Raw genomic sequence first — 12,317 nt, 5'->3', positions numbered from 1 at the left:
GGGAGTTTCGCAAATGGCAGTTGCCTCCGGCGCCTATAAGAAAGCCCTCGAGGGCGACCAGACACCTAAGCAGGTGCTGGTCAAAATCGACCGGGTCACGAAGAAGTTCGACGAGACGGTTGCCGTGGACGATGTGTCCCTGGAAATCAAGAAAGGCGAAATCTTCGCCCTGCTCGGCGGTTCGGGATCGGGCAAATCCACCCTGCTGCGTATGCTCGCCGGGTTCGAACGGCCCACGGAGGGGCGCATTTTCCTCGACGGCGTCGACATCACCGACATGCCGCCGTACGAGCGACCGATCAACATGATGTTCCAGTCCTACGCCTTGTTCCCGCACATGACCGTGGCGCAGAACATCGCCTTCGGCCTGCAACAGGACAAGATTCCCAAGGCCGAGATCGACGCCCGCGTGGCCGAGATGCTCAAGCTGGTGCAGATGAGCCAGTACGCCAAGCGCAAGCCGCATCAACTGTCCGGCGGCCAGCGTCAGCGTGTGGCGCTGGCCCGCTCGCTGGCCAAGCGGCCGAAGCTGTTGCTGCTCGACGAGCCGATGGGCGCACTGGACAAGAAACTGCGTTCGCAGATGCAGCTTGAGCTGGTGGAAATCATCGAACGCGTCGGCGTGACCTGCGTGATGGTGACCCACGACCAGGAAGAGGCCATGACCATGGCCGAGCGCATCGCGATCATGCACCTGGGCTGGATCGCCCAGATCGGCAGCCCGATCGATATCTACGAAACCCCGACCAGCCGCCTGGTCTGCGAATTCATCGGCAACGTGAACATCTTCGAAGGCGAAGTGATCGACGACGCCGAAGGTCATGCGACCATCACCTGCAAGGACCTCGACCGGCAGATCTACGTCGGCCACGGCATCAGCACTTCGGTGCAGGACAAGTCCGTGACTTACGCGATCCGTCCGGAAAAATTGCTGGTCACCGCCGACATGCCGACCTGCGAATACAACTGGTCGAGCGGCAAGGTGCATGACATCGCCTACCTCGGCGGCCATTCGGTGTTCTACGTCGAATTGCCGAGCGGCAAACTGGTGCAGTCCTTCGTGGCCAACGCCGAACGCCGTGGCGCACGCCCGACCTGGGGCGATCAGGTCTACGTGTGGTGGGAAGACGACAGCGGCGTGGTACTTCGCTCATGAACATGCGCAAATTCAAACGCCGCCTCAATCGAATAATTCCCGGTGGCCGCCAACTGGTCATCGGGGTTCCGTTCATCTGGCTGTTCCTGTTCTTCATGTTGCCGTTCTTCATCGTGTTGAAGATCAGCTTCGCCGAAGCCGATGTGGCCATCCCGCCGTACACCGAGATCTACAGCTACGCCGAGCAGAAGCTGCAACTGCTGCTGAACCTGGGCAACTACGCGATGCTCGGCGACGACGAGCTCTACATCGCCGCGTATCTCGGCTCGTTGAAGATGGCGTTGTTCAGCACCATCCTCTGCCTGCTGATCGGCTATCCGATGGCCTACGCCATCGCCAGCGCCCGCAAGGAAGTGCAGACGGTGCTGGTGCTGCTGATCATGATGCCGACCTGGACCGCGATCCTGATCCGCGTCTATGCGTGGATGGGCATCCTCAGCAACAACGGCCTGCTCAACGGTTTCCTGATGAGCATGGGCTTGATCGATGAGCCGCTGCAGATCCTCAACACCAACCTGGCGGTGTACATCGGCGTCGTCTATTCGTACCTGCCGTTCATGATCCTGCCGCTGTACGCCAACCTCGTTAAGCACGACCACAGTCTGCTGGAGGCGGCTTCGGACCTGGGTTCGAGTACCTTCAACAGCTTCTGGAAAATCACCATTCCGCTGTCCAAGAACGGCATCATCGCCGGCTGCATGCTGGTGTTCATTCCGGTGGTGGGCGAGTTCGTGATCCCGGAACTGCTCGGCGGCCCGGAAACCCTGATGATCGGTAAAGTGCTCTGGCAAGAGTTCTTCAACAACCGTGACTGGCCGGTGGCGTCCGCCCTGGCGGTGGTGATGCTGGCGATCCTGATCGTGCCGATCATCCTGTTCAACCGCAGTCAGGCCAAGGAAATGGAGGGTAAAGAATGAAGCGCTTCCGTTTCTCCAGCCTGATGCTGGTGCTCGGCCTGTTGTTCATCTACCTGCCGATGCTGATTCTGGTGATCTACTCGTTCAACGCCTCGAAACTGGTGACGGTGTGGGGCGGCTGGTCGGTGAAGTGGTACGTCGGCCTGCTCGACAACACGCAACTGATGGGCTCGGTGGTGCGTTCGCTGGAGATCGCCTGCTACACCGCCGTCGCGGCGGTGGCGCTGGGCACGCTGGCGGCGTTCGTGCTGACCCGCATCACCCGCTTCAAGGGCCGCACGCTGTTCGGTGGTCTGGTCACTGCGCCGCTGGTGATGCCGGAAGTGATCACCGGTCTGTCGCTGTTGCTGCTGTTCGTGGCGATGGCGCAGATGATCGGCTGGCCGCAGGAACGTGGCATCGTCACCATCTGGATCGCCCACACCACGTTCTGTGCCGCGTATGTGGCGGTGGTGGTGTCGGCTCGTCTGCGTGAGCTGGACCTGTCGATCGAAGAGGCGGCGATGGATCTGGGTGCGCGGCCGTGGAAGGTGTTCATCCTGATCACCATTCCGATGATCGCGCCGTCGCTGGCGGCGGGCGGCATGATGTCGTTCGCCCTGTCGCTGGACGACCTGGTGCTGGCGAGTTTCGTTTCCGGGCCGGGGTCGACGACCCTGCCGATGGAAGTGTTCTCGGCGGTGCGCCTGGGCGTGAAGCCTGAGATCAACGCCGTGGCCAGCCTGATTCTGCTGGCGGTGTCGCTGGTGACGTTCCTGGTCTGGTTCTTCAGCCGTCGCGCCGAAGAAGCCCGCCGCAAGGCGATCCAGCAGGCCATCGAAGAAAGCGCTGCCGACTCGTGGAAGCAACCGGACGTGCGCCGGGCGCCGACGCCGGAAGCGGCTTAAGCCTCCCGCTACAAAAAACCTCGCGACCGGTTACGGCCGCGAGGTTTTTTTATGCCCGATCAGGAAACCCACGGCGATTGGCGGATGACCTCGACGAAGTTCATCGGCTTGAATCCCGTCTCCTGATCTTTCAGCACATCGGTCTTCACATTGCCGAAGGTCGTCTGCGGGCGATGGCGCAAACCGTCGGCGAACGCGCAGATGATGCACTCCTTGAATCCCTCGCCCCGTGGATGCGCATGCACCACCGCTTCGCGCTGCACGGTGCTGAACGCCGCGTAATCCATGCCCAGCACATCCATCTCGACGCCCGCCGTCACCAGCGCCACGGTCGGACGCAAATGCTTTGGCACCCCTGGCGTGGTGTGCAGGGCAATCGACAGCCAGACCTGTTCGATGTCGTCATCGCTCAAGCCATAAGGCTTGAGAAACGCTGCCGCTGCGTTGGCGCCATCCACTTCGAAACGTTCGTCGGCGCTGCGGTGACCTTCGACCAGACCGAGGTCGTGGAACATCGCGCCGACGTACAGCAACTCCGGGTCGTAGGTCAGTTGCTGGCGTTCACCGCTCAGCGCACCAAACAGGAATACCCGGCGCGAGTGGTGGTAGAGCAGGTCGGACTCGATGTCGCGGATGTACTCGGTGGTGGCCCGGGCCAGCGCGCTGTCGGGGATTTTGATGCCGGCAATGGTGGTGCTCATGGGGGCTTTCCTCGTCGAAAGCGCCGTCGTGGCGCTGCTGGGGAAAGTCTGTTCCCGAGGGTTGAACCGGACAATCGGGCCATGGCTGCGATCCTTGCCAATCAGTCTGCAAATCGTGCCAGTTGGCTTCCGGCCGTGTGTTTCGCTAGGGTTGAGCGCCACAGGTGCCCAGGAGACCTTAACCGCCATGCACAGAACCGTCGCGATCGTGGTGTTTCCCGGCGTGCAATCGCTGGATGTCAGCGGCCCTCTGGATGTGTTCGCCGAGGCCAATCGCTTCCTCGCGCCAGAGGATCATTACCGGCTCGAAGTGATCGGGGTCGAACACGGGCCGATGCCTTGCTCCAACGGCTTGACGCTGAACGCCCATCGGCATTTCAGCGCAGCGCTGGAGGCCTATGACTTGCTGTTGGTGGCGGGCGGCCCGCAGTTGCCGTTCATGGACTTCGGTCAGGCGTTCAATCGTTGGCTGCGGGATGCCTGCACGGCGGCGCAACGCTTCGGGTCGATCTGCAACGGCGCCTTCATGCTCGCCCGCGCCGGGCTGCTGGACGGGCGCACGGTCACCACTCACTGGAACGATGCCGATGCGCTGGCGCAGTTGTGCCCGTCGAGCCGGGTCGATGCGGATCGCTTGTACGTCGAGGATGGCGCGCTCTACACCTCGGCGGGGGTGACGGCGGGGATCGATCTGTCGCTGTACCTGCTGGCCCGCGATCACGGCGCCGAAGTGGCGCTGAGCGTGGCCAAGCGGCTGGTGGTGTTCACTCAGCGTTCCGGCGGGCAGTCGCAATTCAGCCCCTTCCTCACACCCCATGCCGAACCCACCTCGGCGGTGGCGCTGGTGCAGTTGTACGTGCTGGCCAATCTCACGGGCGATCTGACCATTGCCGACCTGGCGAAAGCCGCCAACATGAGTGCGCGCAATTTCTCCCGGGTGTTCGCCCGCGAAGCGAAGGTCACCCCGGCGGAGTTCGTCGAGCGGGCGCGGGTGGACGCGGCACGGGTGATGCTGGAAAGCACCACGGCGCCGTTGAAGACCGTGGCGTATCAGTGCGGGTTTCGTGATGCGCAACATATGCGCAGTGTGTTCAACCGTCGGTTGGGGGTGACGCCGCAGCAGTTCCGGACGAATTTCGCGGCGATGGTTTGACCCTCACCCCGGCCCTCTCCCCGAGGGAGAGGGGGCCGATACGGGAGTATTGAAGAGATGCAGCGACCTGCACGGGCTTCATTGAATCCATAATCGACACAAACCTTTCAGGTCGACGTATGACGCAAGACAACTCGGTCGGCTCCCTCTCCCGCCGGGAGAGGGCTGGGGTGAGGGGGCTTTCAAGGCTCGGTCCGCTTTGGCAGTAATTTCAGGGTGCTGCGCGTATTCGCCGTCACCTCTTCATCGTTGAAGTGCGCCTGCACATACATCCCGTCCACATACGCTTCGGCCTGATCGTCATAGTGGCTGTCGAACGGCACGCCGCTCTGGCCGACCGGGTTGATGGTCAGACTGTGGGCGGGGTCGGCGAAGTCGATCAGGCGTCGGGTCGAGGGGCCATAAGTCACCGGCCACGGCGCCGGGCCGATCTTCGCCGAGAGGTTGTTCGGCACTTCATGGGAGCCGGGCGCCGCAAACGGGCCGACGTTGAAAATGCGATCCAGCGGCTTCTGCTGGCCCATCGGATGACCGTGGGTCAGGGTGTGCGCCTTGCCCCACTGCCAGCCGGAGACGTCGTCGCCGAGGGTCTGTTTCAGGTGCGCCATGCTCGCCTGCCACGCGGCACGCACCGTGTCGGAGCGGGTCTCTTTGGCCGGCGTGTTGCGGTTGTCCCACCACGGTGAGTCAGCGTTGGCGGCCAGGCGCGGCAGGGCCGCGTCGATCACTCGGGTCGACAGCAGCGTGTCGAAGAAATCATTGCCCAGCTCGTCGCGCATCGCGGCGTCGGCCAGGTCGTAGAGAAACTGGTTGAACAGCGTTGCGCTGACCGAATCCAGCGGATAGTCGCCTGGCCAGCGGGCCAGTTGTTCGACCAGTTTTTGCTCCGCCGGATTGCCGACGACCTCGCGCAGCACCGGCAGCAGCGGCGCCAGCAGACGCGGGCCGTAGGCGGTGCTGGTGCCCAATTGCAGCTTCTGGTTGGCCTCGTTGGTCCACTTCACGCTTTTGTCCGAGAGCTGGCGGTTGAGCTGCTGACCACGGTCGGCGAGGTTGTAGTAGCCGGGAATCTCCATGCCGGTCGGCGATACCGGCTGGAAGTTGGCCGAGACGATATAGCCGCGCGCCGGATTCTCCTCTTGCGGGTTGGCGCTGAACGGGAAGTAACCGTCCTTGTCCGCCTGATTGCCGCTGCCGTCGAGAATGAAACCCGGCTTCACTCCGGTCGGGCGTTTGGGCAGCAGCGCCGAAGCCCACCAGGCGATATCGCCCTTGGCGTTGGCGTAGACAATATTCAGCCCCGGTGCCTGCACCTTGGCCGCTGCGGCGCGGGCCTTGGCCAGGGTGTCGGCGCGGTTGAGCTGGTAGAAGCCGTCGAGGATCGGGTTCGGCGTCTCGAGGAACGCCCACCACATCGCAATCGGCGTTTTGCCGGCGGCGCTGCCGAGGGCATCGTTGACGATCGGCCCGTGGGGCGACTGACGCAGGGTGATGGTCACCGGCGCCTGGCCCTTCACCGCGATCTGCTGCTGGGTGCTGATCAGGTCGGTCCACTGGCCGCGATACCAGACCTGATTCGGGTTGTCCGGATTGACCTTCTCGGCGATCAGGTCCAGGTCATCGTTCTGGAACATTGTCAGGCTCCAGCCGAAATCCAGGTTGTGGCCAAGGAACGCGAACGGCACCAGCGCCTGATGATGGCCGTACAACTCGAATCCCGGCGCCGACAGCTGCGCCTCGTACCACACCGACGGCACCGAGAAGCGGATGTGCGGGTCACCGGCCAGCAGCGGTTTGCCGCTCTGGCTGCGGTTGCCGGCAATCACCCAGGCGTTGCTGCCTTCGAACTGCGGCAGGCCGTTTTCGATCAGCGTCTGTTCACTGAGGCGGGCGAGGGCGGTGAGGTCTTTCCAGTCGCTGGCGGCGAGCGCCAGCGTCGAGCTGTTCGATTTTTTCGCGAGCACGCCCTTGGGCTGCCAGTCGAGGTCGAAGACGTTGAGGTAATCGGCACCCAGTTGATCGCGCACATAGGTCAGCAGCGGCTCGGTACGGAACGCGGCGGCGAAGCTGTAGGCCATGTACCCGGCGACACTGATGCTGTCCTCGGCGGTGAACGGCCGCTTGGGGATGCCCAGCACGTCGAACTCCACGGGCGCGGGGTGACTGTCCTGATACTGGTTGATGCCGTCCAGATAGGCTTGCAGGGCCTTCCACGCGGGCGACTGCTTGTCGAGGCCGGCGACATAACTGGCGGCGCGCTCGCGGATGCGCAGGCTGCGGAACAGTTTGTCGGTGTCGAGCAGCTTCGGCCCGAGCACTTCGGCCAGTTCGCCACGGGCCAGACGGCGCATGGCTTCCATCTGGAACAGCCGATCCTGGGCATGCACATAGCCGAGGGCGCGATACAGATCGGCCTCATTCTCGGCGCGGATATGCGGCACCCCGCGCTCGTCATAGCGCACCGTCACCGAACCTTGCAGATTACGCAGCTCCACCTGGCCCTGACGCGTGGGTTGCTTGCTGTACATATACCCGCCGCCTGCGACGAGCAGGGCAACGATGAGCAAGGCCAGAACGGTGAACACGCGCTTCATGTTGACTCCTTGTACATGCGGGATGCCGCCCGTGCGGGCTGCAAACAATTAGCACAGACCCTGTGTGCCGCGCATCGCCGTCCTCGAAATGTCCGGAATGCCTTACTTCGTGTCCACGGGCCAAGGGCAATAGCAACCCACCGCCAGCGTATGCGTGGCATTCACCGGTCGATCCTCACTCAATGCATGCAGGATCGGTTCGATAAAACTGTTGCTGGAATTACAGGTCAGGCCCTCGCTGTAGGGGCCGAAGTACGCGAGTTTGCCGCTGCGGTCCCAGATTGCCACAGCGGGGCTGGCGGGGACTTGTTCGGCACCGGGCAGGATCGCGATGGTCTTGAGCGTGCCGAGGGTGGCGGGGAGTTGGCCGTGGCTGCCGGGTTTCTGTACGGCGAAGAACTCCACCCCTTTGGGGCCGAACTGCTCGACCATTTCGCTCAGGTGCTGTTGATTGCCGACGTTGCACGGACAGGCCGGGTCCCAGAAATGCACCAGACGGATGTTGCCGGGGCCGGCGAGGTCGTCGGGCAGGCGCAACGGATCGCCGGAAAACACCGCCGTGTGTTCGCTGAACGCCCGCAGATAACGGCCCTGGAACCAGTCGTATGCCGCCCACAGCACGCCGACGCACACGATGGCGAGCAGGCTGGCGAACAGCGCGGTGCGGTAGGGCGGACGCATGGTTTTCGATCCTCGAGAGCGCGCTAGCTTGCCATGCTTGCCGCGACAGATGAATATCGCAGGCCGATAAAGTCTGTTCACCGTTCTGGAAATGCCCATGTCCGCCACTTTCGATCCCGATCATTTACGCGCCAGCCTCAAGCCTTTGGCCGAGTGGCAGCCGTTGTCGGACGAGGCGAAGGCGTATCAGCGCTTTTACCAGACTGACTTTCCCGGCCGGGACATGTGGCGTGGCATGGGCCGTTTCGAGGTCGACGGTTATGAGCTGGTCAGCCACTGCTGGTGGCCGGAAACGGTCAAGGCGACGCTGTTTCTGTTGCATGGTTTCTATGACCACACCGGGCTCTATCGGCATGTGATCGAGTGGGCGCTGGATCAGGGGTTTGCGGTGATTGCCTGTGACTTGCCGGGGCATGGTCTGTCGAGTGGCGAGCGGGCAAGCATCCGCGACTTCTCCGAGTACCAGGACACCTTGCAGGCGCTGTTTGCCGAAGCGCGCTCGATTGCCCTGCCACAACCGTGGCACCTGTGTGGGCAAAGCACGGGCGGGGCGATCGTGGTCGATCATGTGCTCAACCATGGCGAGAACAGCCCGGCCCAGGGGCAACTGATCCTCTTCGCGCCACTGGTGCGTCCGCGCGCCTGGGGCTGGTCGCAGTTGAGCTATTACCTGCTGCGGCCCTTCGTCCGGGGCATCGCCCGGCGCTTCAGCGAAAACTCCAATGACCCGGACTTCCTGCCGTTCCTGCAGGCCGATCCGTTGCAGCCGCAGCGTTTGCCGACGCGCTGGGTCGGGGCGTTGAGTCGCTGGATCATCCGGGTGGAACATGCGAAAAAAAGTCCGCGACGGCCCCTGGTGATTCAGGGGCAGGCGGACATGACGGTGGACTGGCAGCACAACCTGCAGGTGTTGAAGTGGAAGTTCGACCGACCGCAAATCCTGTTGTTGGCGGACGCGCGGCATCATCTGGCGAATGAGACGGCGGATATGCGCCGGGAGTATTTCGAGTTTCTGACCAAGCGGATCAAAGGGCGGAATGTGTAGGGTTTGCGAGCCGGCCCAAGCCATTACTGGCTGAGGTTCGAGGTGCTTTGCCCCACCGCCAGTCCCGCCCGGATCGCCGCCAAGGCGGCTTGATAGTAGGCCTTGCCTTCGGTGGACTCGGCGAAGGTCGCGAACTCTTCCAGCTCTTCATCCGACAGATCGCGATAGACGTAAAGCAGTGTGTTGTTCAGGTCGGCGCCGATCTGATCCATCAGGCGCTGGCGTTGCCCATTCAACATGCCCTGGGCCTGACCGCCGCCGAGCAGGCCGGGGATCATCGAGCTCAGGCTGTCCGCCGCCACTCCGGCAATCGCCAGGCTGACCTCGGCGCCGGCTTCGCGGGCGGGCAGGGCCTGGGCGAGGTGACCGATAATCAGCAGGCGACTGTCGCTGGCCGGCATCTTCGGCAGGCCCTTGGCGTTTTTCGCCAGTTGATCGCGACGGGTCGCCAGCAATTCGGCGGCGACGATTTTCTTGCCCAGCGGGGTCTGGAAAAAGGACAGGGCCGGTTTCGGGTCGGCGAGGTTCTTGCGCAGTTGCGCTTCGGCGCGCTGGTCCATGGCCTGTGGGGCGAAGCGCTGGTTGCTGTTGCTCACCAGGGCCTGGAACACCGCTGGCGGCAGACTGCTCTGGTAGCGCTGCTGAGCGGCGGTCAGGGCGTCGTTGAAATGCGCGCGTTGTTCTGGCCAACCGGCGACCTTGTACAACTGGTCGTGGTTGTCCGCCCAGGCGGGCAAAACACAGAACATCAGCAGTGAAAAAAGCAAACGGCGCATAGGGACTCCTGTCAGCAGCGGACTATTCTCCGTGCGGTGCCAGGACTTGTCGAGAATTCGTATCAAGCCGCCGCGTGGCTCTGTCGGATTTCTTGCCGCAGGCATACTATGCGCGCCATGCAAATATCCTCAGATCACCCGCTGCTGTTACGTATCGTCGACGACCTGGCCGAGCGCGGCTGGTCGCAGCAGAACATTTTCCTGCCTGCGGATTTGACCCGCGCGCTGGCGGCCGAGTGCCGCAAACGTTCGGCCGAAGGCGGACTGGCACCGGCGGCGGTCGGGCGCGGGCCGGCCTCGGAGATTCGCGAGGGGATTCGGGGTGACCATATCCAGTGGATCGAACCGGGCGAATCCGCAGCCAGTGACCGCTACCTGGGCCTGATGGACGGCTTGCGCGAGGCCCTCAATCGCGGGTTGTTTCTCGGGCTGGAAGACTTCGAATGCCATTTCGCCCTGTACCCGCCGGGGGCGTTCTATCGGCGGCACGTCGACCGTTTCCGCGACGATGACCGGCGCATGGTGTCGGCGGTGATCTACCTCAACGACGGCTGGTTGCCGGAGGATGGCGGTCAGTTGCGCATGTACCTCGACGAGGATCGGGCCTATGACGTGCAGCCTACCGGGGGTTGTCTGGTGGTGTTCCTCTCCGGCGAAGTGCCTCACGAAGTCCTGCCGGCCAATCGTGAGCGCCTGTCGCTGACCGGCTGGTTCCGCCGTCGTGGCAACGAGCCGTTCTGAGATGGAAAAGATCCTCGTCAGCCGCTGCCTGCTGGGCCATCGCGTGCGTTACGACGGTGGCGCCAGCGGGCCGTTCGATCGGCTGGAACAGTGGATCAGCGAAGGCCGGGTAGTGCCGCTGTGTCCGGAGGTTGCCGGCGGCCTGCCGACGCCACGGGCGGCAGCAGAGATTCCCGGCGGGCAGGGCGGGGAAGTGCTTGATGGCCTGGCGTCGGTGATGACCACCGAGGGCGAAGATGTCAGTGCGCAGTTTCTGGACGGTGCGCGGCAGGCGCTGGCGCTGGTGCAAAAGCACGGGATTCGGGTGGCGGTGCTCAAGGCCAACAGCCCTTCGTGCGGGAATCTGTTGACCTATGACGGGACGTTCAGTGGGGTAAAGGTGAGTGGCGAGGGCGTTACCGCCGCGTTGCTCAAGCGCCATGGCGTGCAGGTTTTCAGCGAGCTTGAGTTGGCTGAGGCTGCGGTGGCTCTGGAAATGTTGCACTGATCCGGAATCTTCACCCTTACCCCAGCCCTCTCCCTCCGGGAGAGCGAGCGTCTAAGGTTTCAACCACTTCTTCGACAACGCCTCCAATCGCCCATCCGCCTTGATCCGCTGCAGCGCGTTCTCCAGGCTGGCGTGAAACGCCGGATTGCCCTTCTGGAACGGAATCGCCAGTTCCACCGGCGGCCCCTCCTTGGGTTTTTCTTCGGTCAGCGCCTGTACCAGCACCAGCGGCCGTGGCTGCTCATCCTTTTTTGCCAGCCATTGCGCATCGACGTGGCTGTAGGGCTCGCTGAAGTCGAAACGATCCTTGAGTTCCGGTGTCAGTGCTATGTGGTTGAGCGCGACGTCGTACTTGCCGCTTTCAACGCCCTGGAGCAGATCACTGGCGTCGGTGACGATAAAGTCGGCGCGCACATCCAGCTCCTGGGCCAACAGCTGACCCAGCTCGACCTCGAACCCCGTGAGCGTGTCGCCTTCCTTGAAATTGAAGGGCGGTGTATTAGCCTCAAGGGCTATGCGCAACTCGCCACGGTCGTTGACGTCATCAATCAGTTCGGCATGAGCCAGCGGGCTCAGAAGGGGAAGCAGGCAGATCAGGCCAGGCAGAAAACGCATGGTCACTCCTTTGAAATCATTGTCGCGGCCTGCTGTTCAGGCTCGCTTTGCTATGGTTGTCGAGTGCCTTCGACAACGAATGGTCATGAAGTTGTCATGACCGTGCGGATTTTACGGAAAAACTGGAGAAGAAAATGAAAAGCTTTATGTCACGTGCAGCGTTGGCTGGTGTGCTGATGGGTGTTTCGGTGCTGGCGAGTGCGGCAACCCCGGCGCCGAAAGGTGCAGAAGTGTTCATCGTTTCTCCCGAGGACGGGGCGACCGTTTCGCAGACGTTCACCGTCAAGTTCGGTGTCAAGGACATCGCGCTGGCCCCGGCCGGTGATGTCACCAAGAACACCGGTCACCATCACCTGCTGATCGATGCCAAGGACATCGTCCCGGCCGGCTCGGTCGTCCCGACCGACGCTAACCACATGCACTTCGGCAAGGCACAGACCCAGGCTGAGATCAAACTGGCCCCGGGCAAGCACACCCTGCAACTGGAACTGGGTGACAGCGGCCACATGGCGTTCGATCCGCCGATCGTTTCGAAGAAGATCACCGTCAACGTGGAATGACTTT

The 12,317-nt window shown here is 62.8% G+C and carries 13 protein-coding genes; 8 read left to right on the top strand and 5 right to left on the bottom strand.

Annotated features, from left to right (window positions below; translation table 11 throughout):
* Positions 1-13: 13 nt before the first annotated feature.
* From potA to N8H74_RS01490, 3 genes are read left to right on the top strand one after another with little or no spacing between them, the layout of a single operon-like run.
* Positions 14-1,156, top strand: a complete 1,143-nt coding sequence (gene potA / locus N8H74_RS01500; RefSeq protein ID WP_217829352.1) for a polyamine ABC transporter ATP-binding protein — start codon at positions 14-16, stop codon at positions 1,154-1,156.
* A gap of 35 nt (positions 1,157-1,191) precedes the next feature.
* On the top strand, positions 1,192-2,073 hold the full coding sequence (locus N8H74_RS01495) for an ABC transporter permease subunit (protein WP_217829635.1): 882 nt from the start codon (positions 1,192-1,194) through the stop codon (positions 2,071-2,073).
* Entirely contained in the window at positions 2,070-2,960 is an 891-nt protein-coding gene (locus N8H74_RS01490) for an ABC transporter permease subunit (protein ID WP_217829353.1), read from the top strand. Before N8H74_RS01495 ends, N8H74_RS01490 begins: the two co-directional genes overlap by 4 nt.
* Before the next feature lie 59 nt (positions 2,961-3,019).
* On the opposite strand, the gene N8H74_RS01485 is transcribed toward N8H74_RS01490, so the two are convergent.
* The gene (locus N8H74_RS01485) at positions 3,020-3,661 is read right to left on the bottom strand and encodes an HD domain-containing protein (RefSeq protein ID WP_262145945.1); all 642 of its coding nucleotides are present in this window, start codon (positions 3,659-3,661) and stop codon (positions 3,020-3,022) included.
* Between the two features lie 187 nt (positions 3,662-3,848).
* Here N8H74_RS01485 and N8H74_RS01480 point away from each other — a divergent pair, with 187 nt between their 5' ends.
* A complete protein-coding gene (locus N8H74_RS01480; protein WP_262145944.1) occupies positions 3,849-4,814 on the top strand; it encodes a GlxA family transcriptional regulator in 966 nt (321 codons plus the stop codon).
* A 182-nt stretch (positions 4,815-4,996) separates the two neighbouring features.
* Here the strand turns inward: N8H74_RS01480 and N8H74_RS01475 are convergent, their stop codons facing one another.
* Entirely contained in the window at positions 4,997-7,408 is a 2,412-nt protein-coding gene (locus tag N8H74_RS01475) for a penicillin acylase family protein (RefSeq protein ID WP_262145943.1), read from the bottom strand.
* Between the two features lie 102 nt (positions 7,409-7,510).
* Positions 7,511-8,089 carry a DUF6436 domain-containing protein gene (locus N8H74_RS01470; protein ID WP_217829357.1) on the bottom strand — a complete coding sequence of 193 codons (579 nt, stop codon included), beginning with the start codon at positions 8,087-8,089 and terminating at the stop codon, positions 7,511-7,513.
* 97 nt (positions 8,090-8,186) lie between these two features.
* Between N8H74_RS01470 and N8H74_RS01465 the strand changes: the two genes are divergently transcribed.
* A complete protein-coding gene (locus N8H74_RS01465) occupies positions 8,187-9,134 on the top strand; it encodes an alpha/beta hydrolase (RefSeq protein ID WP_262145942.1) in 948 nt (315 codons plus the stop codon).
* A gap of 23 nt (positions 9,135-9,157) precedes the next feature.
* Here N8H74_RS01465 and N8H74_RS01460 read toward each other — a convergent pair whose 3' ends face one another.
* The gene (locus N8H74_RS01460; RefSeq protein WP_262145941.1) at positions 9,158-9,910 is read right to left on the bottom strand and encodes a DUF2059 domain-containing protein; all 753 of its coding nucleotides are present in this window, start codon (positions 9,908-9,910) and stop codon (positions 9,158-9,160) included.
* A gap of 108 nt (positions 9,911-10,018) precedes the next feature.
* Between N8H74_RS01460 and N8H74_RS01455 the strand changes: the two genes are divergently transcribed.
* Positions 10,019-10,651 carry a 2OG-Fe(II) oxygenase gene (locus N8H74_RS01455; RefSeq protein ID WP_262145940.1) on the top strand — a complete coding sequence of 211 codons (633 nt, stop codon included), beginning with the start codon at positions 10,019-10,021 and terminating at the stop codon, positions 10,649-10,651.
* A 1-nt stretch (position 10,652) separates the two neighbouring features.
* Positions 10,653-11,138 (top strand): DUF523 domain-containing protein, encoded by a 486-nt coding sequence (locus N8H74_RS01450; RefSeq protein WP_217829361.1) that lies wholly within the window; start codon positions 10,653-10,655, stop codon positions 11,136-11,138.
* Between the two features lie 51 nt (positions 11,139-11,189).
* Here the strand turns inward: N8H74_RS01450 and N8H74_RS01445 are convergent, their stop codons facing one another.
* Positions 11,190-11,753, bottom strand: coding sequence for a transporter substrate-binding domain-containing protein (locus tag N8H74_RS01445; protein WP_217829362.1), 564 nt, complete (start codon positions 11,751-11,753; stop codon positions 11,190-11,192).
* Between the two features lie 134 nt (positions 11,754-11,887).
* On the opposite strand from N8H74_RS01445, the gene N8H74_RS01440 reads away from it, so the two are divergent.
* Positions 11,888-12,313, top strand: coding sequence for a DUF4399 domain-containing protein (locus N8H74_RS01440; RefSeq protein WP_217829363.1), 426 nt, complete (start codon positions 11,888-11,890; stop codon positions 12,311-12,313).
* The last annotated feature ends 4 nt before the right edge of the window (positions 12,314-12,317 follow it).

Source organism: Pseudomonas sp. B2M1-30 (assembly GCF_025447575.1).
In the GTDB taxonomy this organism is placed as follows: domain Bacteria; phylum Pseudomonadota; class Gammaproteobacteria; order Pseudomonadales; family Pseudomonadaceae; genus Aquipseudomonas; species Aquipseudomonas botevensis.
The sequence above is the reverse complement of the archived record's forward strand: the minus strand, read 5'-3'. Positions and strand labels throughout refer to the sequence as shown.

Excerpts from the sequence above, each read along its gene's own strand:
- potA (WP_217829352.1), top strand. The coding sequence starts at position 14 with ATGGCAGTTGCCTCCGGCGCCTATAAGAAAGCCCTCGAGGGCGACCAG.
- N8H74_RS01490 (WP_217829353.1), top strand. The coding sequence starts at position 2,070 with ATGAAGCGCTTCCGTTTCTCCAGCCTGATGCTGGTGCTCGGCCTGTTG.
- N8H74_RS01485 (WP_262145945.1), bottom strand. The coding sequence starts at position 3,661 with ATGAGCACCACCATTGCCGGCATCAAAATCCCCGACAGCGCGCTGGCC.
- N8H74_RS01480 (WP_262145944.1), top strand. The coding sequence starts at position 3,849 with ATGCACAGAACCGTCGCGATCGTGGTGTTTCCCGGCGTGCAATCGCTG.
- N8H74_RS01475 (WP_262145943.1), bottom strand. The coding sequence starts at position 7,408 with ATGAAGCGCGTGTTCACCGTTCTGGCCTTGCTCATCGTTGCCCTGCTC.
- N8H74_RS01470 (WP_217829357.1), bottom strand. The coding sequence starts at position 8,089 with ATGCGTCCGCCCTACCGCACCGCGCTGTTCGCCAGCCTGCTCGCCATC.
- N8H74_RS01465 (WP_262145942.1), top strand. The coding sequence starts at position 8,187 with ATGTCCGCCACTTTCGATCCCGATCATTTACGCGCCAGCCTCAAGCCT.
- N8H74_RS01460 (WP_262145941.1), bottom strand. The coding sequence starts at position 9,910 with ATGCGCCGTTTGCTTTTTTCACTGCTGATGTTCTGTGTTTTGCCCGCC.
- N8H74_RS01455 (WP_262145940.1), top strand. The coding sequence starts at position 10,019 with ATGCGCGCCATGCAAATATCCTCAGATCACCCGCTGCTGTTACGTATC.
- N8H74_RS01450 (WP_217829361.1), top strand. The coding sequence starts at position 10,653 with ATGGAAAAGATCCTCGTCAGCCGCTGCCTGCTGGGCCATCGCGTGCGT.
- N8H74_RS01445 (WP_217829362.1), bottom strand. The coding sequence starts at position 11,753 with ATGCGTTTTCTGCCTGGCCTGATCTGCCTGCTTCCCCTTCTGAGCCCG.
- N8H74_RS01440 (WP_217829363.1), top strand. The coding sequence starts at position 11,888 with ATGAAAAGCTTTATGTCACGTGCAGCGTTGGCTGGTGTGCTGATGGGT.